The following is a 22,012-nucleotide window of genomic DNA, read 5'->3' on the forward strand; positions in this document are numbered from 1 at the left end:
GGGGCCTCAGGGTCTTGTCGTCAGGCGCGTGCCGTGGCCTTGACCTTCGCGGGCTGCGGCTGCGAGAACAGCACGACGACGATGACGGCGACACCCACGACGACGTGCGGCACCCACACGTTCGGCGCCTCGGTCGAGAAGCCGAAGATCCAGGGCGACAGTGCCAGGAACAGGCTCGCGACGATGTCGAAGACCAGGTGGACGGGCATCGGGATGAACCCGAAGGGGCCCCATTCGTACTTGGTGAACAGGCTGTACACGATGAGTCCGACGCCGAGCACGATCGGGATGATGACAGCAGGGCCGCCGACGCTCGCGAAGCCGAACAGCCACGGAGCAGCGATCAATGCGACTCCGACGACGTAGTCGAGGATTCCGTGGACTTTGGTGGGGATGAAACGCATGATTCCTCCTGTGGTGTCGTCGCATCCTGCGACTCACAGATGGTTCGCAGCGCTCGCCGAAACGGATTGCCGAGTGCTCCCTCGTACGCTGGAGCGATGACGTCGACGCCCCCGCCATCCCGCACCGTCTCCACGGTGCGAGTCGTCGTCGGAGCATCGGTGACCGGCATTCTGCTCTACACGTACGTCATCGGCATCCCGCGCCAGGGGGCGAGCCTCTTCGACTACTTCGGGTACTTCACGAACCTCACCAGTCTGCTCACCGCCATCGTGATGATGACCGTCGGGACGCTCGCGCTGCGTCGACGGCGCGTGCCTGCGTGGCTCGTCACCTCGCGTGCGGTGTCCGTCGCATCCATGATCGTCGTGGCGCTCGTCTACAACCTCATCGTTCCCGGCACGGGCAGCGCGCCCGCATGGGTCAGCACGATCCTGCACGTGGCGCTGCCGCTGCTCCTCCTGATCGACTGGGCGTTCGTCCCCGATCGCGGACCCCAGCCCTGGAGGAGCCTCTGGGCGGTGCTGACCTATCCCCTGCTCTGGCTCGTCGTCGTCCTGTTCCGGGGACGGACGGACGGATGGGTGCCCTACGGGTTCCTTCTCCCGGAGAGAGGCACGCTCATGCTGGCGATCACCGTCGTGGCGCTGCTGGCGACCCTGCTTGCCTCGGCAACCCTCGTGTGGGGCCTCAGCAGAGTGCGGGTCGCGCGTCGGTTTCCGGAGTCCGCTGGCTCTCAGGCGGTCGCCCAGCCGTAGCGGCCGACGAGAGCCGCCGCGACGCGGCCGTAGCGGGAACGGTCGAGGACAGCGGCCTCGCGTCGCAGTCCCGCCTCGTGCACGCTGTAGAGCTGCTCGATGTCGACCCAGGACTCGCGTCCCTGTGAGTCCCAGGCACCGGATCCGATCGACAGGTAATCACGATCCCGGTCGTGCGGCTTGCTCGTCATCCGCACCGCGTACACCCGGTCCGCGGACTGCCGCCCGATCACCAGCACGGGCCTGTCCTTGCCGCGTCCGTCGCCCTCTTCGTAGGGAACCCAGGTCCACACGATCTCGCCCGCGTCGGGGGCGCCGTCACGCGCGGGAGCGTAGTCGATACGGAGCCTGGTGATGCGCTCGGGGTCGATGCGCTCCGTCGTGGTGCCTCTCCCCGTCGCCGACGGCGACGAGCGCACCTCCTCGGAGGTGCGCAGACGCGCGTCCGGGCGCCTCGCACCTGGTGAGGTCCGAGACGCCCGGTCAGATCCCAGTGTTGTGAGAAGGATCTCCACGAGTCTTGTCAGGATGCCGTTGCTCTTTGCCACACGGTCACCCTAACCGCATGTCATGCGTCGGCGAGTGCGTAGCCCTCCTCGCCGTGCACGACCTGGTCGACACCGGCGATCTCGTCCTCGTTGGTGACGCGGAAGCCGATCGTCTTCTCGATCGCGAAGCCGATGATGAAGGCGACCACGAAGGAGTAGATCAGCACTCCGAGGGCGGCGATCGCCTGCACGGCGAGCTGGCGAGCGTCCCCACCCACGAACAGGCCGGTGCCGGTGGCGAAGAAGCCGAGGTAGAAGGTTCCGATCAGGCCACCGACGAGGTGGATGCCGACGACGTCGAGCGAGTCGTCGAAGCCGAGGCGGAACTTCATCTCGACCGCGAGTGCACAGACGATACCGGCGATGGCGCCGAGCAGCAGCGACCAGCCGGGGGTCAGGTTGGCGCAGGCGGGGGTGATGGCGACGAGACCCGCGACGGCACCCGAGGCGGCGCCGACCGAGGTGGGCTTGCCGTCCTTGATCTTCTCGATGAGGATCCATCCGAGGATCGCGGCCGCGGTGGCGCCGAGGGTGTTGAGCCCGATGAGGCCGACCCCGCCCATGTCCTCCGCGAGCCACTCGGCTCCGGCGTTGAAGCCGAACCATCCGAACCAGAGCAGCGCAGCACCGAGAAGCGTGAGCGGCACGTTGTGCGGCTTCAGGATTCCCTTCTGGAATCCGATCCGCTTTCCGAGGACCAGCGCGAGGGCCAGTGCCGCCGCACCGGCGTTGATGTGCACTGCCGTTCCACCGGCGTAGTCGATCACGCCGATCCCGCTGTCCTCGCCGAAGAGAGTGGTGCCGAGGTTCATGATCCAGCCACCACCCCAGACCCAGGCGGCGACCGGGAAGTAGCCGACGGTCGCGAACACGCCGGCGAAGATCAGCCAGCTGCCGAACTTCGCACGGTCGGCGATCGCACCGGAGATCAGCGCGACCGTGATGATCGCGAAGGTGGCACCGTAGGCGACTCCCAGGAGTGCCACGTTGGATCCCTCGCCCTCGGCGAGGGAGGAGAGGCCGATGTCGGCGAAGGGGTTGCCTGCAAAGGCGGTGGGGCTGTCGACAGCGCTCATCGAGAATCCGAAGAGGATCCAGAGCACCGCCACGAGTCCGATCGAACCGAAGCTCATCATCATCATGCTGACGACGCTCTTGGCCTTCACGAGGCCGCCGTAGAAGAAGGCGACGCCGGGCGTCATGAGCAGTACGAGGGCGGTCGCGGTGATCGCCCAGGAGATGTTGCCTGGAGCATCCATAGTCAAACCTCACATTCGGGAACTGAGAGCTTCAGTGTGACGAGGCCCGATTTCCGGAATGCGTGAAGTTTGTTGCCTGGGCGTTACAGACGCGGCTCCTGTGTGAACATCGCGTTACGCGATGCTGCGATCCGCGTGTGTGAGTGCATTGAGTCGGGAGATGGCGCGCAGGTACTTCTTGCGATATCCCCCGCCGAGCATCTCCTCGGCGAAGACCTGGTCGAGACTCACACCCGTCGCGACGATCGGGATCTGCGCGTCATAGACCCGGTCGACGAAGGCCACGAAGCGCAGTGCCTCCGACTGATCGGTGAGCACGTGCACGTCCCGAAGTCCGACGAGGTCGAGTCCGGTGATCACACGGAGGTAGCGCGACGGATGCACCCGTGCGAGGTGGCGGATCACGTCGGCGAAGGAGTCATCGGATGCTGTTCCCTCGGCGGCGCCGGCGGCGATGGCTTCGGCGTACGTGGCCTCATCGCTCACCACTGCGTGCCCGTCGAGTGCGCGCTGTCGGAAGTCGACGCCGTCGATGCGGATGGTCTGGAAGCTGTCCGACATCGCGTGGATCTCACGAAGGAAGTCCTGGGCGGCGAAGCGCCCTTCGCCCAGGGCGTTGGGAGGCGTGTTCGAGGTGGCCGCGAGCTTGGTGCCCGTCGGCACGAGTTCGCCGATCAGGCGCGTCATCACCATCGTGTCGCCCGGGTCGTCGAGTTCGAACTCGTCGATGCAGAGCAGGTCTGCCCCCTTGAGCAGATCGACGGTGTTCTTGTAGCCGAGCGCGCCGACGAGCGCCGTGTACTCGATGAACGATCCGAAGTACTTCCTTCGCGCCGGCATCGCGTGATAGATCGACGCGAGCAGGTGGGTCTTGCCGACACCGAACCCACCGTCGAGATAGACGCCGGGCTTGAGTTCCGGCTCCTTCTTCGCACGGCTGAAGAAGCCGCCCCGCTTGGCCGGAGCACTTCGGCCCGCGAAGCGGATCAGCGTCTCCTTGGCCTCGTCCTGCGAGGGGTACGCATCGTCCGCCCGATAGCTCTCGAACGTGGCACCGTCGAACTGCGGCGGCGGCACGAGGCTGGCGAGCATCTCGGGACCGGTGACGGTCGGCTGGCGATCGGTGAGGTGCACGATGCCCGTGCGGGTGGGCGTGTCGGTCATCACGGTCCTGTATCGGGGGCGCAGCTGTGTCGAAGTCTTACGAATCGGGTGCAGAGCGCTCGGCGTGGATCTATCGTCGAAGTGACGGATCAACACTACGCCGTCCGCACCCGGCAGCACCGCCGCTCACAGTCTGAGGAGATCCCTGTGGCCATCGAGTTCGACACGTCGTCACCCAAGTTCGCCGAGTACGCCGAACCCGGCCGTCTCGTCACCACCGACTGGCTCGCCGAGCGCCTCGGTCAGCCGGGGCTGGTCGTGGTCGAGTCCGACGAGGACGTGCTGCTCTACGAGACCGGCCACATCCCGGGCGCGGTGAAGGTCGACTGGCACACCGAGCTCAACGACCCGGTCGTTCGCGACTACGTCGACGGTGAGGGTTTCGCGGCGCTTCTGAGCCGCAAGGGCATATCCCGCGACGACACCGTCGTCATCTACGGCGACAAGAACAACTGGTGGGCGGCCTACGCGCTGTGGGTCTTCTCCCTCTTCGGCCACGAGGACGTGCGCCTGCTCGACGGCGGTCGCGATCGCTGGATCGCCGAAAAGCGAGAGATCACCCGGGACGCGCCTGAGATCACCCCGACCGAGTACCCGGTCGTCGAACGAGACGACTCCGTCATCCGCGCGTACAAGGAAGACGTGCTCGCGCACATCGGCAGCCCGCTGATCGACGTGCGCTCTCCCGAGGAGTACAGCGGTGAGCGCACCACGGCACCCGCGTACCCCGAGGAGGGAACGCTGCGGGCGGGGCACATCCCGACCGCGCAGAGCGTCCCGTGGGCCAAGGCGGTCGCTGAAGACGGCGGATTCAAGTCCCGTGCCGAGCTCGACGCCATCTATCGCGACGGTGCCGGCCTGGCCGACGGCGACGAGGTCGTGGCCTACTGCCGCATCGGTGAGCGTTCCAGCCACACCTGGTTCGTGCTCAAGCACCTGCTCGGCTTCGAGAACGTCCGTAACTACGACGGGTCGTGGACCGAGTGGGGCAGCGCCGTGCGCGTTCCGATCGTCACGGGCGCAGAGCCGGGAACCCTCTGACCGTGTGAGAATGTCAGGGATGAGCACCAGCGAACTCCCTGACATTCTCGCCGACATCCGCGACGGCTTCCTCGAGACCCCTGAGGCCGATCGACTGCTGTTGCTGCTGGAGTACTCGGATGAGCTTCCCGAGGTCTCCGACGAGGTCGCGAACCATCCGGAGATGTGCGAGCGCGTCGCCGAGTGCCAGTCGCCCGTCTACATCTACGTCGAGGTGATCGACGACATCGTCACCATGCACGCCACAGCCCCGCCCGAGGCGCCGACCACGCGCGGCTTCGCCAGCATCCTGGTGCAGGGCATCACGGGCCTCACCTCCGACGAGGTCCTCGCGATCCCCGACGACTATCCGCAGTCCATCGGCCTCACGAAAGCGGTCTCACCGCTGCGCATCGGCGGCATGACCGGAATGCTCATGCGCGCCAAGAAACAGGTCAGACAGAAGCGCTGAGCCCCTGGTCACGGAGCCAGTCGGTGATCGCCGCGCTCCACCCCATCTGGTCGTAGTTCCACAGCTTGGTGTGGCGGGCGACCGAGAACCGGGGCATCGTGACGATGTCGGGGCGCGCGCGCTGCAGGGCATGCGATGCGTCGGCGGGCACGAAGCCGTCGTCATCGCTGTGCAGGATGAGGATCGGCAGGTCGAGCTCCTCGGCTCGCGCGACGATGTCGAGCCGGTCGAACGAGATCGCCTCGTCCGCACCGCTGAGGCGCGCCGTCAGAGGCACCGAGAGAGCACTCATCGCGAGATCGGGGAGCGGCGCCCTCATACCGGCCTTCTTCGCCTGGAATCGCAGCACGCCGCGCCAATCGACGACCGGCGACTCGAGGATGAGCCCTGCGACCCGAGAGCGGTTCCCCGAGTTGAGCGCAGTCTGCAGTGCGACGGCCCCGCCCATGGACCAGCCCATGAGCACCACCCGCTCCGCGCCGCGTCGCACCGCGTAGGAGATCGCCGCGTCGACGTCGCGCCACTCCGCTGCCCCGAGAGCGTACGCGCCGCTCCGACTGCGCGGCGCCTCACCGTCGTTCCGGTAGGAGATGACGAGGTTCGGGAATCCGGCCGCATGCAGTACGGGTACTGCGCGCAAGCACTCCGCGCGGGTCACGCCGCGCCCGTGGACCTGGATGACCCAGGTCTTGGAGTCCGCAGGGAAGAACCACGCGGGACACGGGCCTGCCGGTGAGCCGACCAGGACGTTCTCCCAGCGCAGGTGCAGCTCGCTCGGCGACGAGTAGTACCAACCGCTGAAGGCGGCGGCGCGATCGACCCGCGCACCCGGCTCGATCTGCGTGAGCAGCTTGCGCCGCACCGTGGCGGCATCCGCGCCGAGCACGGCACCGAGCTTCACGTAACCGTGAGTACCCGTCGTGAACAGACCGTAGCGACCGGGAAGCTCGGTATCGGGAGTGCGCGTGAGCTCGATCGTCTGAGCGCCCGTGTCGACCGAGAGGATCTCGACATCGGCGGGACGCGTGGCCGGCAGCACCACCCGCCGGGCGATGCTGAGCACCAGCAGCGTCATCGCGCCACCGAGGGCGAACAATCCGGGGACAAGGAGCGCAACGGCGTGCCTGAGACTCTTCATCGCTTCCTGACTCTAGCCTGTTGCCGTGACCGCACACCCCGATGCCGGGACGATCTTCGACGCCGCTGTGGCCGAACTCCGAGACACAGCGTTCCGCGCCGACCTCACGGTGCGGGAGATCTCGACCCCCCAGGGCCTCGCGCCCTACGCCGTGGCGTTGGCCGCCGACGTCCGCCCAGACGACTCCGGTGAGTCCGTCTACGGCACCGGACGCTTCGTGCTGCTGCACGACCCGGATGCGCCCTCGGCCTGGGGCGGGGCCTGGCGAGTCGTGATCTTCACCCAGGCTCCTCTGGAGACCGAGATCGGTACGGACCCGCTCCTGGCCGACGTCACCTGGTCCTGGCTCGTCGATGCGCTCGACTCCCGTGGCGCTCTCTATCACGCCGAATCCGGCACCTCGACGAAGACACTCTCGAAGGGCTTCGGAGGCCTCGCGGACGAAGGCGACGGAGCGCAGATAGAATTGAGGGCGTCCTGGACGCCTGCAGGCCCCTTCCGACCTCACGTCGAGGCATGGGCCGAACTGGTGGGAATGCTGGCGGGTCTTCCGCCGGGTTCCGAGGGCATCGCCGTGATCGGCGCGCGAAAGGCAGCACGTGACTGAATACTCCGTGATCTCCGACGTCTCGGAGTTCCAAGCGGCATGCGCCACGCTGGCCGCAGGGACCGGCCCGGTGGCCGTCGACGTCGAGCGGGCATCCGGATTCCGCTACTCCCAGCGGGCGTACCTGGTCCAGGTCTTCCGGCGCGATGCCGGCGTCTTCCTGTTCGATCCGCCGGCGCTGGGCGACTTCAGCCCTCTTCAGGCCGCCATCGGCGACGTGCCGTGGATCTTCCATGCCGCCAGCCAGGACCTGCCCTCGCTCCGCGAGCTCGACCTGCTGCCGCCGTCGATCTTCGACACCGAACTGGCCTCACGTCTTCTGGGACACGAGCGCGTCGGACTCGCCGCCGTGGTCGAGAGCACCCTGGGAATCACGCTCAAGAAGGAGCACTCGGCCGCCGACTGGTCGACGCGACCTCTGCCTGCGGCGTGGCTCGAGTACGCCGCTCTCGACGTGCTCCACCTCATCGACGTGTACGAGGCCCTGACCCTCGAGCTCGAAGCGCAGGGCAAGACCGAGTACGCCGCCGAGGAGTTCGCCGCGACGCTCACCCGGCTGCCCAAGCCTCCTCGTGAGGATCCCTGGCGCCGTCTGAGCGGGCTGCACCAGGTGCGCGGGGCACGCAATCTCGCTGTCGCCCGCGCGCTCTGGCAGGCCCGGGAGTCGTTCGCGCAGGAGCAGGACGTCTCGCCTGGACGCCTGGTGCCCGACCGCTCGCTCGTCGCCGCCGTGCTGGCCAACCCGCAGAGCAAGCAGGCCCTCGCAGGCGTCAAGGAGTTCCAGGGCCGGGCCAGCCGCACGCAACTCGACCGATGGTGGCAGGCCATGGTCGACGGCCGTACCACCGAAGAGCTCCCCCGCGAGCGCGTGCCCAGCGACACGCTGCCGCCTCCCCGCGCATGGTCCGATCGCAACCCCGAGGCCGACGCCCGGCTGAAGGCCGCGAGGCCGCTCGTCGAGGCGACCGCCGAGGAACTCGGCATGCCGACCGAGAACCTCCTCACCCCCGACTACCTCCGACGCATCGCCTGGGATGTCCCGGGCACCACACCGGAGGCCATCGCCTCAGCCCTCGCCGCGCTCGGCGCACGCCCGTGGCAGATTGCACAGACTGCACAGAAGATCGCGGCTGCCTTTGTAGAAGCAGCGCAACCCGTGGACGAGGCGTCCGCGCCCGCTTCGTAGGTTCGATCCAACCGATTCCTCCCCGTTTCGGGGCCTCCATAGACTGAGGCCACCGCACAAACTTGGAGGCAGAGTGGCCGAGATCTCGGACGTCTTCTTCGTCGATGGAGTGCGCACCCCCTTCGGGCGCGCCGGCGAAAAGGGCATGTACTGGAACACCCGCGCAGATGACCTCGCCGTGAAGGCGACCATCGGCCTGATGGAGCGGAACGCGGCCGTGCCTGCCGACCGCATCGACGATGTCGCGATCGCGGCGACGAGTCAGACGGGCGACCAGGGCCTGACCCTGGGACGCTCGGTGGCCATCCTCGCCGGACTCCCGCAGACCGTGCCCGGCCTCGCCGTCGAGCGCATGTGCGCCGGAGCGATGACCAGCGTCACGACCATGGGCGCGTCCATCGGTGTGGGCATGTACGACTTCGCCCTCGCCGGCGGCGTCGAGCACATGGGTCACCACCCGATCGGCGGCAATGCAGACCCCAACCCGCGTTTCGTCGCGGAGAGGATGGTCGACCCGGGTGCTCTGAACATGGGCGTCACGGCGGAGCGCATCTTCGATCGCTTCCCGCACCTCACCAAGGAGCGCTCCGACCGGTTCGGCATGCTCAGCCAGCACAAGGTGCAGGCCGCATACGACGCCGGCAAGATCCAGCCCGATCTCGTGCCCGTCGCGACCAAGAACGCAGACGGCGCCTGGGGCCTCGCCACCGAGGATGAGGGCCGCCGCCCCCAGACGACGATGGAGGACCTCGCGGCGCTCAAGACGCCGTTCCGTCCGCACGGACGCGTGACCGCCGGCACCTCGTCGCCGCTCACCGACGGCGCGACGATGTCGCTGCTCGCCGGAGGCGGGGCGGTGAAGGAGTTCGGACTCGCCCCGAAGATGCGCATGGTGTCCTTCGCGTTCGCCGGCGTGCAGCCCGAAATCATGGGCATCGGCCCGATCCCCTCGACCGAGAAGGCGCTGAAGAAGGCCGGCCTGACGATCGCCGACATCGGCCTGTTCGAGCTGAACGAAGCGTTCGCGATCCAGGTCATCTCGCTGCTCGACCACTTCGGTATCGCAGACGACGACCCCCGTGTCAACCAGTGGGGCGGGGCGATCGCACTCGGACACCCGCTCGCGGCATCCGGTGTGCGTCTCATGATCCAGCTCGCGGCGCAGTTCGCCGAGCGTCCCGACGTGCGCTACGGCCTGACGGCCATGTGCGTCGGTCTCGGCCAGGGCGGCTCCGTCATCTGGGAGAACCCGCACTTCGACGGCAAGAAGAGGAAGTAAGCGCCGATGGCACACTCGATTTCCGAACAGTACGCGAACGTCGACTTCTCCCCCATCCAGGCCCTTACCGCCGGCGAGGTGATCACGCACTCGCCCGTGCGCGACATCCGTCTCGCGTCGGGCAAGGTGCTCGCGCTGATCACCCTCGACAACGGACGCGACCACACTCGGCCGAACACCCTGGGCCCGGCGACGCTCACCGCTCTCGGCGAGACGCTCGACGGCCTCGCCGCCCGCGCCGCCGCCGGCGAGATCCAGGCGGTCGGCATCACCGGCAAGCAGTACATCCTGGCCGCAGGCGCCGACCTCTCCGACATCAGCAAGGTCGGCTCGCGTGACAACGCCCGCCTGATCGCGCAGCTCGGCCACAAGGTGCTCGGCAAGTTCGGCGAGCTCGACGTCCCCTCGTTCGCGTTCGTGAACGGGCTCGCACTCGGCGGCGGCCTCGAGATCGCGCTGAACTCCAGCTATCGCACGGTCGACGCGTCCGCCGCGGCGATCGCGCTTCCCGAGGTCTTCCTCGGGATCATCCCCGGCTGGGGTGGCGCCTACCTGCTGCCGAACCTGATCGGCATCGAAAATGCCCTCGAGGTCGTCATCTCGAATCCGCTGAAGCAGAACCGGATGCTGAAGCCGCAGCAGGCGTTCGACCTGGGCATCGTCGACGCGATCTTCCCCGCGGCGAACTACCTCGAGAACTCGCTCGCCTGGGCGGACGCGGTGCTCGGCGGCAAGAAGGTCGAGCGCAAGAACGAACCAGGAAAGATCGAGCGACTCACCAAGTGGCCGGTCGCCGTCAAGATGGCGCGCGGCATGCTCGAGTCGAAGATCGGCACCGTGCCGAAGTCACCGTACGCCGCACTCGACCTGCTCGACAAGGCGAAGAGCGGCACCAAGGCCGAGGGCTTCGCCCGAGAGGACGAGGCACTCGTCGAACTCGTGACGGGCGACCAGTTCGCGGCATCCATGTACGCGTTCGATCTCGTGCAGAAGCGCGCCAAGCGTCCCGTCGGCGCCCCCGACAAGGCTCTCGCGAAGAAGGTCACCAAGGTCGGCATCATCGGGGCGGGGCTCATGGCGAGCCAGTTCGCGCTGCTGTTCGTGCGCAAGCTGCAGGTGCCGGTGCTGATCACCGACCTCGACCAGGCGCGCGTCGACAAGGGTGTGGCCTACATCCACGAGGAGATCGGCAAGCTCGAGGGCAAGGGCCGCCTGGACGCAGACTCCGCGAACAAGCTGCGTGCGCTCGTCACCGGCACGACCGACAAGAGCCTCTACGCGGACTGCGACTTCGTCATCGAGGCCGTGTTCGAGGAGGTCGGAGTCAAGCAGCAGGTGTTCGGGGAGATCGAGAAGATCATCGCCGAGGACGCGATCCTCGCGACCAACACCTCGTCGCTGTCGGTCGAGGAGATCGGTGCGAAGCTCGCTCACCCCGAGCGCCTCGTCGGCTTCCACTTCTTCAACCCGGTCGCCGTGATGCCCCTGATCGAGATCGTGAAGACGCCGACGACCTCGGAGGCGGCACTGTCAACCGCGTTCGTCGTGGCGAAGAACCTGGGCAAGAACGCGGTGCTCACCGCAGATGCTCCGGGCTTCGTGGTGAACCGTCTGCTGGCCAAGGTCATGGGTGAGGCCGCTCGCGCGGTGTACGAGGGTACCCCGATCACGGATGTCGAGAAGGCGTTCGCGCCGCTCGGACTGCCGATGGGGCCCTTCCAGCTGATCGACCTGGTCGGATGGAAGGTCGCCGCCCACGTGCAGGACACGATGGCGCAGGCGTTCCCGGATCGCTTCTACGCGAACGAGAACTTCCACGCTCTCGCGGAACTCGACGCCGTGATCGAGAAGGACAAGGGCGGTCGGGTGACCGGCTGGACGAAGCAGGCCGAGAAGCTGCTGAAGCCGGCCATCGGCAAGGCGCCCGCGTCCGCCGAGACCATCCTGCAGCGGGTGCAGGACGGTCTCGCGAGCGAGATCAAGCTCATGCTCGACGAGGAGGTCGTACCCGAGGTCGAGGACATCGACCTGTGCCTCATCCTCGGCGCGGGCTGGCCCTTCATCGACGGCGGGGCCTCGCCCTACCTCGACCGCGAGGGTGCCTCGCAGCGCGCCTTCGGCGGAGAGTTCCACACCCCGCAGATCCGCGGCATCGAGAACCGCTGATCGGATGCATCGAAGGGGGTCGCGCTCGGCGCGGCCCCCTTCGTCATGTCTGCTGAACGGGACGCCCGTCGACGTCGCCGGAGCGGGGCCAGAACGACATCGCCCGCTCGACGAGCGCGGCGATGCGTCGAGCGCGCGATCTCCGAGATCCTGTCGGACCTCGGCTGAGACCTCCTGGGGTCGTCGCCGACACGCCGTCTACGGACGATCGAGTATCCGCATCGCGGCGCCGCGACGAACGTCCACCGAACAGCATGTGAACTCCCGAGTCCTCGTGCCTCAGAGCGCCCACATGCGCGCCTGCAACCGGCACAGTGGTGTCATGGACATGCTCCTCTCGATGCTGGGCGGTAAGGGAATGTCGGGTCTGTTCAAGACCGGCACAGCGATTCTGACCATTCTTCTGGTGGTTCCGGCGCTGTTGAAGATCTTCGTCGTCACCGTCGATGAGGGCTGGGCGGCGATCCGCACGCGCAACGGAAAGCCGATCATCCGCAACAGGCCGCAGCGCCGTCCCACTTCCCGCGGGGGTGCGGTCGGCGAAGTCGTGGTGCTCGACCCGGGATCGCACGGGGCGTTCCCGCTGTTCTACTGGTACAGACTCATCGATGTGCGCTGCCGGGCGACCGACCTTCCCGCCCGCGAGATGACCGGAGCCGGCGGGCACCAGCACCGGGTGCATGCGTCATTCGAGTGGCGCCCGATACCGACCGGTCGAGATCTGCGCGTGTTCGAGCTCGATGTGGTCAACGTCACGGAGCGAGCGTCGAACATCGTCGGCGCGGCGTTGCGAGACGTCATCCGAGGGCTGGACGGCACCGAGCTTCCTCACAACGACGAGATCAACACGCGGATCATCGCGGCCAGTGCCGAGGATGTGCGTCGCGCATGCGGCGTCGAACTCGTGCGCGTCATGGTCACCGGCGACGCGCTGACGGACGGCTACCTGCTGTCGTCCGCTCTTCGCGACACGGAGCGTCGCGGCGATGCCGTCGCGGCGCTGCACGCGCTGAACTGAGAGATCAGCTGCGTTCGCGAAGGGGCAGATCGATCGTTCCGGTCTCGCCGGCATGCCGAGCGACCGGGATGCGGGTTCCGAGCACCTGTGACACGACGTCCTGCGCGATCTTCGGCGCGGTGAGGCCCGCGTCCACGAGGATCTCGTCGCGGGTCGCATGATCGATGAACTCGTCCGGAAGTCCGAGCTCATCGACCGCGGTATCGATGCCGGCCTCGCGGAGCACCTGACGGACGCGCGTGCCGATGCCTCCGACGCGGATGCCGTCCTCGAGCGTGATCACGAGACGGTGGCGTGCGGCCATGCTCACGATCGACGGCTGCACCGGGATCGCCCATCGAGGGTCGATCACCGTGGCGCCGATCCCTTGGGCGCGGAGACGCTTCGCGACATCCATCGCGAGGGCGGCGAAGGGGCCGATGGCGACGAGGAGCACATCCTCCGACTCACCCCGGGCGAGCACGTCGACCCCGTCATGGAGTCGCTCGATCGCCGGGAGCTCCGGAGCCACATCCCCCTTGGGGAACCGGATCACCGTGGGTGCGTCCTCCACGAGGACCGCTTCGTCGAGCGCCTCGCGGAGACGGACTCCGTCTCGCGGGGCGGCGATTCGGATGTGCGGGACGATCTGCAGCATCGCCAGGTCCCACATGCCGTGGTGGCTGGGGCCGTCGGGACCGGTGACACCGGCCCGATCGAGGACGAAGGTGACGCCGGCCCGGTGCAGAGCCACATCCATGAGCACCTGGTCGAAGGCTCGACCCATGAACGTCGCATACAGCGCGACGACCGGGTGCAGGCCGCCGAAGGCGAGACCCGCCGCAGATGCGACGGCGTGCTGTTCGGCGATACCGACGTCGTAGACGCGATCGGGGAAGCGCTCGGCGAACGGGGCGAGGCCGGTCGGGCGGAGCATGGCCGCGGTCATCGCGATCACATCGCTCCGTCGCTCACCGACCGATACGAGGGCTTCGGAGAAGATGTCGGTCCAGCCCGTTCCGCCGGAGGAGAGCGTCTCACCCGTCACGGGATCGATGCGACCGACCGCGTGGAACTGATCCGCCTCGTCATCGCGGGCCGGCTGATACCCACGGCCCTTCTCTGTGATCGCATGCACGATGACCGGTGCTCCGAACGATTTCGCGAGCTCCAGGGTTTCGAGCAGCGCGGGGAGGTCATGCCCGTCGACGGGACCGAGGTACTTGATGTCGAGGTTGGAGTACAGCGCTTCGTTGTTCGTGAAGCGGGAGAGGAACCCGTGCGTGCCGCCCCGGACTCCGCGGAAGACCGCTCGACCCACCGGTCCGAAGGCGCGGAAGAGCCGATCGGACTTGTGGTGCAGGTCCTTGTAGGCGGCAGCCGTGCGAACGCGGTTGAGATAGCGGGACATGCCGCCGATCGTCGGGGCGTAGGAACGACCGTTGTCGTTGACCACGATCACCAGGTTGCGGTCGTTGTCATCGGAGATGTTGTTGAGCGCTTCCCACGTCATGCCACCCGTGAGCGAACCGTCGCCCAGAACGGCGACCACATGTCGGTCCGCTCGGCCCGTCGCCGTCAGCGCACGCGAGACTCCATCGGCCCAGCTGAGCGAACTCGACGCGTGCGACGACTCGACGACGTCGTGAGGGCTCTCGGCGCGCTGGGGGTATCCGGCGAGGCCGCCCCGGAGGCGCAGCGACGAGAAGTCCTGCCGTCCCGTGAGCAGCTTGTGCACGTACGACTGGTGGCCGGTGTCGAAGATGAAGGGATCGTCCGGCGACGAGAAGACGCGGTGCAGGGCGATCGTCAACTCGACGACGCCCAGATTCGGGCCCAGGTGCCCACCGGTACGGGACACGTTCTCGACGAGGAAGTCGCGGATCTCCGCCGCGAGTTCGACGAGCTGGTCCTCGGATAGGGCATCGAGATCACGGGGTCCTGAGATGCTCGGAAGAATGGGCATCTGCACCTCCTCATAGGCACCGTCGGCGGCATCCGATTCCGGTGCGGACGCCTGCTCGATCCTACCTCGGGCATCCGGGAAAGCTCGGAGAGCGACTCCCCCTTGACATGGGCGCTGACACGCGAAAAGGGCCCGGTTCCGAAGAACCGAGCCCTTTCCGGCTGTGCGATCAGACCAGCGAACGCAGCACGTACTGCAGGATGCCGCCGTTGCGGTAGTAGTCCGCCTCACCGGGGGTGTCGATGCGGACGACCGCGTCGAACTCCACGACCTGCTTGCCCTCGGGCGAGTCGACGGTCGGCGTGGCGGTCACGCGGACCGTCTTCGGCGTGGTGCCGTTGTTGAGCTCTTCGAGGCCCGAGATCGAGACGACCTCGGTGCCGTCGAGACCCAGCGACTCCCAGCTCTCGCCGGCGGGGAACTGCAGGGGGACGACGCCCATTCCGATCAGGTTCGAGCGGTGGATGCGCTCGAAGCTCTCGGTGATGACCGCCTTGACGCCCAGCAGGCTCGTGCCCTTGGCCGCCCAGTCGCGCGATGAGCCGGAGCCGTACTCCTTGCCGCCGAAGATGACGAGCGGGGTGCCCTGCTCCTGGTAGTTCATGCTCGCGTCGTAGATGTACGACTGCGGGCCGCCCTCCTTGGTGAAGTCGCGGGTGTACCCGCCTTCGACGACCTGCCCGTCGTTGACGGCCGAGACCATCCGGTTCTTGAGACGGATGTTCGCGAACGTTCCACGGATCATGACCTCGTGGTTGCCTCGACGCGAACCGAAGGAGTTGAAGTCCTTGCGGTCGACGCCGTGCTCGGTGAGGTACTGAGCCGCAGGCGTACCGGCCTTGATGTTTCCTGCAGGCGAGATGTGGTCGGTCGTGACGGAGTCACCCAGGGTCGCCATGACGCGCGCACCCTCGATGTCACGCACCGGGGTGAGCTCCATCGTCATGCCGTCGAAGTACGGCGCCTTGCGCACGTAGGTCGAGTTCTCGTCCCACTGGAAGATGTCGTCATCCGGAGTGGGGAGGCTGCGCCAGCGCTCGTCGCCGTCGAAGACGGTGGCGTACTGCTTGATGAACTGCTCGCGCGAGATCGACGAGTCGACCAGCTCCTGGACCTCGGCCGGGGTCGGCCAGATGTCCTTGAGGAAGACGTCTTCGCCGTCGGTTCCCTTGCCGAGCGCGTCGTTCTCGAAGTCGAAGTGCATCGACCCGGCCAGCGCATAGGCGATGACCAGCGGCGGGCTCGCGAGGTAGTTCATCTTCACGTCGGGGCTGATGCGACCCTCGAAGTTGCGGTTTCCCGAGAGGACAGCCGTGACAGCGAGGTCGTGATCGTTGATGGCCGCGGAGACCTCTTCGATCAGGGGGCCCGAGTTGCCGATGCAGATCGTGCAGCCGTAGCCGACGGTGTAGAAGCCGAGGCCCTCGAGGTCCTTGTCGAGTCCGGACTTCTCGTAATAGTCCGTGACGACCTTCGAGCCGGGGCCGAGTGTCGTCTTGACCCACGGCTTCTGCTTGAGGCCCTTCTCGAGCGCCTTGCGGGCGACGAGCCCTGCGGCGATCATGACCGACGGGTTCGAGGTGTTGGTGCACGACGTGATCGCCGCGAGCGTGACGGCACCGTTGTCGAGGATGTACTTCTCACCCGACGGCGTGGTGACCGGAACGGGCGTGGACGCGTTGGCCGGGGCGCCGCTGTTGATGTGCACCGGACGCGTCGTGGTCGGCTCCTCTTCGCCGGGCACCGAACCGGGGTCGGATGCCGGGAAGGAGTGCTTCGACTCGAGGTCGACGACGGAGTCCGAGGTCGACGCCGAGGCGTACGAGAGGATGTCGTGCTCGAACTGCGACTTCGCCTCGGAGAGGAGGATGCGGTCCTGCGGACGCTTCGGGCCCGCGATCGACGGCACGACGGTGCCGAGGTCGAGCTCGAGGTACTCGCTGAAGGTGGGCTCGTGAGAGGCGTCGTGCCAGAGCTTCTGCTCCTTGGCGTACGCCTCGACGAGCGCGACGGCCTCGTCGCTGCGACCGGTCAGGCGCAGGTAGTCGAGCGTGACGTCGTCGATCGGGAAGATCGCGGCGGTGGAACCGAACTCCGGCGACATGTTCCCGATCGTGGCACGGTTGGCCAGCGGCACGGATGCCACGCCCTCGCCGTAGAACTCCACGAACTTGCCGACCACACCGTGCTGGCGCAGCAGGTCGGTGATGGTGAGCACGACGTCCGTCGCCGTGACGCCGGCGGGGATCTCGCCCGAGAGCTTGAAGCCGACGACGCGCGGGATGAGCATCGACACGGGCTGACCGAGCATCGCGGCCTCGGCCTCGATGCCGCCGACGCCCCAGCCGAGCACGCCCAGGCCGTTGACCATGGTCGTGTGCGAGTCCGTGCCCACACAGGTGTCGGGGTACGCGCGCAGCACGCCGTCGACGTCGCGGTCGTAGATGACCTTGGCCAGGTGCTCGATGTTCACCTGGTGCACGATGCCGGTTCCAGGGGGGACGACCTTGAAGTCGCTGAACGCCGTCTGGCCCCAGCGGAGGAACTGGTAGCGCTCGCCGTTGCGCTCGTACTCGATCTCGACGTTGCGCTCGAGCGCGTTCTCGGATCCGAAGAGGTCGGCGATCACCGAGTGGTCGATCACCATCTCCGCCGGCGAGAGCGGGTTGATCTTGTTCGCGTCGCCGCCGAGCGCCGTCACGGCCTCGCGCATGGTGGCGAGGTCGACGATGCAGGGAACACCGGTGAAGTCCTGCATGACCACACGGGCCGGCGTGAACTGGATCTCGGTGCTCGGCTCTGCCGCGGCATCCCACGATCCCAGTGCTTCGATCTGCGCCTTCGTCACATTCGCGCCGTCCTCGGTGCGAAGCAGGTTCTCAAGGAGCACCTTGAGGCTGAACGGGAGCTTGTCGAAACCGGGCACCGTGTCGATGCGGAAGATCTCGTAGTCGGTGCTGCCGACCGTCAGGGTGCTCTTGGCACCGAAGCTGTTCACCGTGGACACGAATCCGTCTCCTTCTATTCGGATGGGAGCGACAGGCGCCTCCATCTTGCTCGCCAGCGAGCCCCTGCGGCTAGCAAGGCAGACCTAACCAGTCTGCTCCGCTCAGCCTCCGGGCGAAAGCCTGCAATTTATCTTGATATCAAGATAAATCTATCATGACTCCTGCGGTGTTCCGGAATTCACGGTGCGTGGGTACAGCGCGCGCACGACCAGCCAGGTGACGGCGATCAGTGGCGCGAACAGAGGCAGGCCCATGATGAGCTTCAGAGTGCCCAGGGCGGTCACCTCACCCGCGAGATACAGCGGCAGCTGCACGGCGAGCCGCGCGTAGAACAGTGCCGCCCAGGCGACTCCGAGCCAGAGGAACGCGCGTCGCTTGCGTCGGTCGTCGCGCCACGCCGTGCCCTCGCCCATCAGGAACCCGACGGCGAGTCCGATGAGCGACCACCCGATGAGCGCCGACACGAGTATCGCGGTGCCGTACGCCGCGTTCGTGATGAGCCCGGGGACGAAGTTGTCCTCGCCTCTTCCCGTCCACAGCGCCAGCGCCGCGGCCGCCGCGGCCGCCACGAGGCCGCCGATGGCCGCCGACGGCGGCGACTTCTGGATGAGTCGGACCACTGTGAACACCGCCGCGAGGCCCACGGACACTCCGAGAGGCAGGAGCAGCGGCTCCGGCGCGATCGTGAAGAGGATGACGAACGCGAGGCTCGGCAGGACCGACTCGAGGATCCCCCGCCAACCGCCGATCGCAGACCACACGACCCTGTGCGTCGCTCCCGTCTCGGTCGGGTCGAGACCGGCGCGGCGGGCCGCGCCACCCAGGGCCGCACCGAGGATGTCCGAGGCGCTCTGCTCGCGCTCCGGTTCAGACGCCGGGGTGCTCACGCCGAACCGGGCGTCGCGGGCATCTTGAGGGGGATCAGATCCCGAGGCGGCATGGGCGCTCCGCCGCGGACGACCACGATCGAGCGGAAGAGGTCCTCGACCTTGGCTGCAGCCTCGAGGTCGGACGCTGCGGCTCCGCCGATGACGCCGCGCAGGAACCACCGCGGTCCGTCGATGCCCACGAACCGTGCGAGACGCAGGCCGGATCCCTCGTTCGCCGTCGCGGGCACCTCGGCGAGGAGCTCCTTGCCCAGCGGGCCCTCGCGCTCTTCGACGCGACCACCCTGGGTGCGGACCTGATCGCGCAGCTGCACGCGGGTCTCGTCCCAGAGTCCACCGGAACGCGGCGCCGCGAACGGCTGCACCTGCAGCGAGGAGTCCGCGTAGTCGAGGCCGACGGCGACGATGCGCTTCGACTGCTCCTCGACCTCGAGTCGCAGGTTCAGTCCCTCGCGAGGAAGGATCTTGATGCCCCCGAGGTCGATGTACGGCCGAACCGGATTCGCCTCGGAGTCGTCGAAGGGGCCCTCGGTCGCCCGGTTCTCGGGGGCCGACTTCGAGGGAGTCGCGTTGTTGTCAGTCATTGGCCTGTCCTGCTGGATTCGAGTGGGATGCTGCCTGGTAGCCGGTCGAGCCGAAACCGCCTTCGCCGCGGACGCTGTCCGGCAGTTCGTCGACAGGGATGAAGACGGCGCGCGTCACCGGCATGATGATCAGCTGCGCGATGCGATCGCCGACGGCGACATCGTACGCGCTGCGGATGTCGGTGTTGATCAGGCTCACCTTGATCTCACCCCGATAACCCGCGTCCACCGTGCCGGGCGAGTTGACGATGGAGATCCCGTGCTTGGCGGCGAGTCCGCTGCGCGGCACGACGAACGCGGCGTATCCCTCCGGAAGGGCGATGCGCACGCCCGTCGCGACGAGGGCGCGCTCCCCCGGCTCGAGGTGCACGGCGTCGGCCGCGACGAGGTCGGCGCCGGCGTCTCCCGGATGCGCATATCCGGGCACGACGGCTGCGCCGTCGAGCACGGGCGCGATAATGGGGAGATCAACGGAATCAGTCACCCCACGAGGCTAATGCAGAACATCGCTCCCGACACACGACCGCGCTACCGCGAGAGACTCTCGCCGAGCCTCTGGCTCCTGGCGACGGTGGCTCTCGCAGGCCCGATGGTGTCACTCATCTTCATCCCGCTCGGCTCGGCGACCTTCGCGCTGATCATCGGCGCGGCGGTCTCTGCGCTGCTCGTGATCGCGCTCGTCGCCGCGGCACCGCTGGTCTCGGTCGAGGAGGGCATCCTCCGTGCGGGACGGGCCCACATCGCCTGCCAACATCTCGGCGATCCGGTGGCACTCACCGGCGAGGAGGCCCGACGGGCGCGGGGCCCTGGGCTCCCCGCACGGGGATGGCACATGATCCGAGGCGGGATCGAGGGCATCGTCGTCGTTCCCAATCTCGACGTCGATGATCCGGTCAATGCATGGACCATCTCGACGCGCACGCCTGACCGACTCGCCGCGGCGATCCGTCACGCGCGGAACTGACCCACACAGACGAACGCGCCCCTGACCGGATGGTCAGAGGCGCGCGGAGCGTCGCTCGGATGCGCTCAGGCGGCGCACTCCTTGCAGATGGGGCCGGAAGCTCCCTCGTGGTCGAGCTGAGAACGGTGCTTCACGAGGAAGCAGTTCATGCAGGTGAACTCGTCCTGCTGCGCGGGCAGCACGACGACGTCGAGTTCGAGGTCGGAAAGGTCGGCGCCAGGAAGATCGAAGCTGGACGGGTTGTCTGCATCCTCGTCTCCCGAGGAGCCGGAGAGCTTGTCCGGCACACGCTCCTTGAGGGCTTCGATCGACTCGGAGTCGTCTTCACTCTTGCGGGGAGCGTCGTAGTCGGTTGCCATGTGGTGAATCTCCACTTTCATGCGAGTGGGTGGTGCGCCGTCGGGGTAATCGGCGGCCATAGTTTGCACGACCTCAGGACAATAAGCAAATGCCCGTGGGTGCGACAGAGCAAACTGGCGGCGCGCCCAGAGTATTCCCGGCTCCGAGCACGGCCCCGTGACACCATGAATGCACACCCATCAGAGGGGCATTCGCATGGAAAACGTCACCATCGTCGGCACAGAAGCAGGAGTCCTGGTACTCGCAACCGAGTCGGGCGAGCGGTTCGCGCTGCCCATCGACGACGTCCTGCACCGTGAGATCAGACGGGCGACCCGCCAGGGCGAGCCCACGCCGCAGCGTCTCGCGGCGAGCCCCCGCGACATCCAGGCGCAGATCCGCGCCGGACTCACAGCCCCCGAGGTCGCCGAGCTGCTCGGGATCACCGTCGAGGACGTGGCACGTTTCGAAGGCCCGGTGCTCGCGGAACGCGAGCACATCATCGGTCAGGCCCTCGCCGTTCCGGTGCTGATCGGCAGCGAGGTCGAGCCCGACGCGCAGCCGACGTTCGGCACCGCCATCCGTGCGAAGCTCAGCGATGTCGAGGCGTCGGCGGAGCGCTGGGCGAGCTGGAAAGACGAGAACGGTTGGATCATCAAGCTCGAGTTCGCGGCGAACGACGTCGAGCATGACGCCCGGTGGAGCTTCGACCCGCGGCGGAGTGCCCTCGCACCACTGAACGCCGATGCCACCCAGCTCTCCCGCCAGGGCTCGCTGCCGGAGGGACTCATTCCTCGTCTGCGCGCGGTCGAGAGCGAACGCCAGACGTCGCCGTACAAGGACGAGAGCCGCTTCGACTCCGGCGCCTTCGGTCCCCGCCTCGTCCCCGCCCCGGAGGTCGTCGAAGACACCGCCCTGCCCGAGCGCTCCCCCACATCTGTCCAGGATGCGGCGACCAAGCGTGCTCCGGAGTCGCAGACCACCAGTCCGGAGACAGCGGACCTGCTCGAGGCCTTGCGCCGCAGACGAGGTCAGCGTGAGACTGCGCCGATCCTCGACGATGACGTGTTCGGGGTCGACAACGACCCGATCGCGATCTTCGATGCACTGCAGCAGACAGGGCCGGTCGACGAGACCAGCGCGACCCCGGATCCCGCACCCGAGCCCAGCGGTTCGGACAGCAGTGGCCGACGCAAGCGACGCAACGCGATGCCGTCGTGGGACGAGATCGTGTTCGGAGCGCGTACCGACGAGTAATCCGGCCTTCG

General features: G+C 67.4%; 21 protein-coding genes. 10 read left to right on the top strand and 11 right to left on the bottom strand.

What is annotated here, in order from left to right; genetic code table 11:
- Positions 1–20 precede the first annotated feature (20 nt).
- Entirely contained in the window at positions 21–404 is a 384-nt protein-coding gene (locus IXW21_RS09365; RefSeq protein ID WP_194763986.1) for an SPW repeat domain-containing protein, read from the bottom strand.
- 96 nt (positions 405–500) lie between these two features.
- On the opposite strand from IXW21_RS09365, the gene IXW21_RS09370 reads away from it, so the two are divergent.
- The gene (locus IXW21_RS09370) at positions 501–1,160 is read left to right on the top strand and encodes a Pr6Pr family membrane protein (RefSeq protein ID WP_194763987.1); all 660 of its coding nucleotides are present in this window, start codon (positions 501–503) and stop codon (positions 1,158–1,160) included.
- On the opposite strand, the gene IXW21_RS09375 is transcribed toward IXW21_RS09370, so the two are convergent.
- From IXW21_RS09375 to zapE, 3 genes are all read right to left on the bottom strand, one after another.
- On the bottom strand, positions 1,139–1,708 hold the full coding sequence (locus tag IXW21_RS09375) for a type II toxin-antitoxin system PemK/MazF family toxin (protein ID WP_323742205.1): 570 nt from the start codon (positions 1,706–1,708) through the stop codon (positions 1,139–1,141). The genes IXW21_RS09370 and IXW21_RS09375 overlap by 22 nt on opposite strands.
- Before the next feature lie 20 nt (positions 1,709–1,728).
- A complete protein-coding gene (locus IXW21_RS09380; protein ID WP_194763988.1) occupies positions 1,729–2,967 on the bottom strand; it encodes an ammonium transporter in 1,239 nt (412 codons plus the stop codon).
- Positions 2,968–3,081: 114 nt separating this feature from the next.
- Entirely contained in the window at positions 3,082–4,131 is a 1,050-nt protein-coding gene (gene zapE / locus IXW21_RS09385; protein WP_194763989.1) for a cell division protein ZapE, read from the bottom strand.
- 147 nt (positions 4,132–4,278) lie between these two features.
- On the opposite strand from zapE, the gene IXW21_RS09390 reads away from it, so the two are divergent.
- Together IXW21_RS09390 and IXW21_RS09395 are read left to right on the top strand one after the other, a co-directional pair.
- Entirely contained in the window at positions 4,279–5,172 is an 894-nt protein-coding gene (locus tag IXW21_RS09390) for a sulfurtransferase (protein ID WP_194763990.1), read from the top strand.
- A gap of 19 nt (positions 5,173–5,191) precedes the next feature.
- Complete coding sequence (locus IXW21_RS09395; protein WP_194763991.1) at positions 5,192–5,623, top strand: SufE family protein; 432 nt, start codon at positions 5,192–5,194, stop codon at positions 5,621–5,623.
- On the opposite strand, the gene IXW21_RS09400 is transcribed toward IXW21_RS09395, so the two are convergent.
- Positions 5,607–6,761 carry an alpha/beta hydrolase gene (locus tag IXW21_RS09400; protein WP_194763992.1) on the bottom strand — a complete coding sequence of 385 codons (1,155 nt, stop codon included), beginning with the start codon at positions 6,759–6,761 and terminating at the stop codon, positions 5,607–5,609. The two genes, IXW21_RS09395 and IXW21_RS09400, sit on opposite strands and share 17 nt — an antisense overlap.
- 25 nt (positions 6,762–6,786) lie before the next feature.
- On the opposite strand from IXW21_RS09400, the gene IXW21_RS09405 reads away from it, so the two are divergent.
- The 5 genes from IXW21_RS09405 to IXW21_RS09425 all read left to right on the top strand — a co-directional run bounded on the left by IXW21_RS09405 (position 6,787) and on the right by IXW21_RS09425 (position 13,017).
- Positions 6,787–7,368: a DUF3000 domain-containing protein gene (locus IXW21_RS09405; protein WP_194763993.1), complete on the top strand. Its 582-nt coding sequence runs from the start codon at positions 6,787–6,789 to the stop codon at positions 7,366–7,368.
- Positions 7,361–8,554 (top strand): ribonuclease D, encoded by a 1,194-nt coding sequence (locus IXW21_RS09410; protein WP_194763994.1) that lies wholly within the window; start codon positions 7,361–7,363, stop codon positions 8,552–8,554. Before IXW21_RS09405 ends, IXW21_RS09410 begins: the two co-directional genes overlap by 8 nt.
- 73 nt (positions 8,555–8,627) lie before the next feature.
- Entirely contained in the window at positions 8,628–9,833 is a 1,206-nt protein-coding gene (locus IXW21_RS09415) for a thiolase family protein (RefSeq protein WP_194763995.1), read from the top strand.
- A gap of 6 nt (positions 9,834–9,839) precedes the next feature.
- Positions 9,840–11,999 carry a 3-hydroxyacyl-CoA dehydrogenase NAD-binding domain-containing protein gene (locus tag IXW21_RS09420; RefSeq protein ID WP_194763996.1) on the top strand — a complete coding sequence of 720 codons (2,160 nt, stop codon included), beginning with the start codon at positions 9,840–9,842 and terminating at the stop codon, positions 11,997–11,999.
- Positions 12,000–12,321: 322 nt separating this feature from the next.
- Positions 12,322–13,017: an SPFH domain-containing protein gene (locus IXW21_RS09425; protein WP_194763997.1), complete on the top strand. Its 696-nt coding sequence runs from the start codon at positions 12,322–12,324 to the stop codon at positions 13,015–13,017.
- 4 nt (positions 13,018–13,021) lie between these two features.
- Here the strand turns inward: IXW21_RS09425 and dxs are convergent, their stop codons facing one another.
- From dxs to dut, 5 genes are all read right to left on the bottom strand, one after another.
- Positions 13,022–14,962, bottom strand: coding sequence for a 1-deoxy-D-xylulose-5-phosphate synthase (dxs, locus tag IXW21_RS09430; protein ID WP_194763998.1), 1,941 nt, complete (start codon positions 14,960–14,962; stop codon positions 13,022–13,024).
- 169 nt (positions 14,963–15,131) lie between these two features.
- Positions 15,132–17,969, bottom strand: coding sequence for an aconitate hydratase (locus IXW21_RS09435; protein WP_323742206.1), 2,838 nt, complete (start codon positions 17,967–17,969; stop codon positions 15,132–15,134).
- 153 nt (positions 17,970–18,122) lie between these two features.
- On the bottom strand, positions 18,123–18,857 hold the full coding sequence (locus IXW21_RS09440) for a DUF3159 domain-containing protein (protein WP_194764000.1): 735 nt from the start codon (positions 18,855–18,857) through the stop codon (positions 18,123–18,125).
- Positions 18,854–19,441, bottom strand: a complete 588-nt coding sequence (locus IXW21_RS09445; protein ID WP_194764001.1) for a DUF3710 domain-containing protein — start codon at positions 19,439–19,441, stop codon at positions 18,854–18,856. The genes IXW21_RS09440 and IXW21_RS09445 overlap by 4 nt, the downstream gene beginning before the upstream one ends.
- Positions 19,434–19,925, bottom strand: a complete 492-nt coding sequence (gene dut / locus IXW21_RS09450; protein ID WP_194764002.1) for a dUTP diphosphatase — start codon at positions 19,923–19,925, stop codon at positions 19,434–19,436. The genes IXW21_RS09445 and dut overlap by 8 nt, the downstream gene beginning before the upstream one ends.
- Before the next feature lie 12 nt (positions 19,926–19,937).
- On the opposite strand from dut, the gene IXW21_RS09455 reads away from it, so the two are divergent.
- Positions 19,938–20,405, top strand: coding sequence for a DUF3093 domain-containing protein (locus IXW21_RS09455; RefSeq protein WP_194764003.1), 468 nt, complete (start codon positions 19,938–19,940; stop codon positions 20,403–20,405).
- A gap of 65 nt (positions 20,406–20,470) precedes the next feature.
- Here the strand turns inward: IXW21_RS09455 and IXW21_RS09460 are convergent, their stop codons facing one another.
- Positions 20,471–20,764 carry a DUF4193 domain-containing protein gene (locus IXW21_RS09460; protein WP_042540214.1) on the bottom strand — a complete coding sequence of 98 codons (294 nt, stop codon included), beginning with the start codon at positions 20,762–20,764 and terminating at the stop codon, positions 20,471–20,473.
- A 196-nt stretch (positions 20,765–20,960) separates the two neighbouring features.
- On the opposite strand from IXW21_RS09460, the gene sepH reads away from it, so the two are divergent.
- Positions 20,961–22,001 (top strand): septation protein SepH, encoded by a 1,041-nt coding sequence (gene sepH / locus IXW21_RS09465; protein WP_194764004.1) that lies wholly within the window; start codon positions 20,961–20,963, stop codon positions 21,999–22,001.
- The last annotated feature ends 11 nt before the right edge of the window (positions 22,002–22,012 follow it).

This window comes from Microbacterium sp. UFMG61 (assembly GCF_015354505.1).
Classification (GTDB): Bacteria; Actinomycetota; Actinomycetes; order Actinomycetales; family Microbacteriaceae; genus Microbacterium.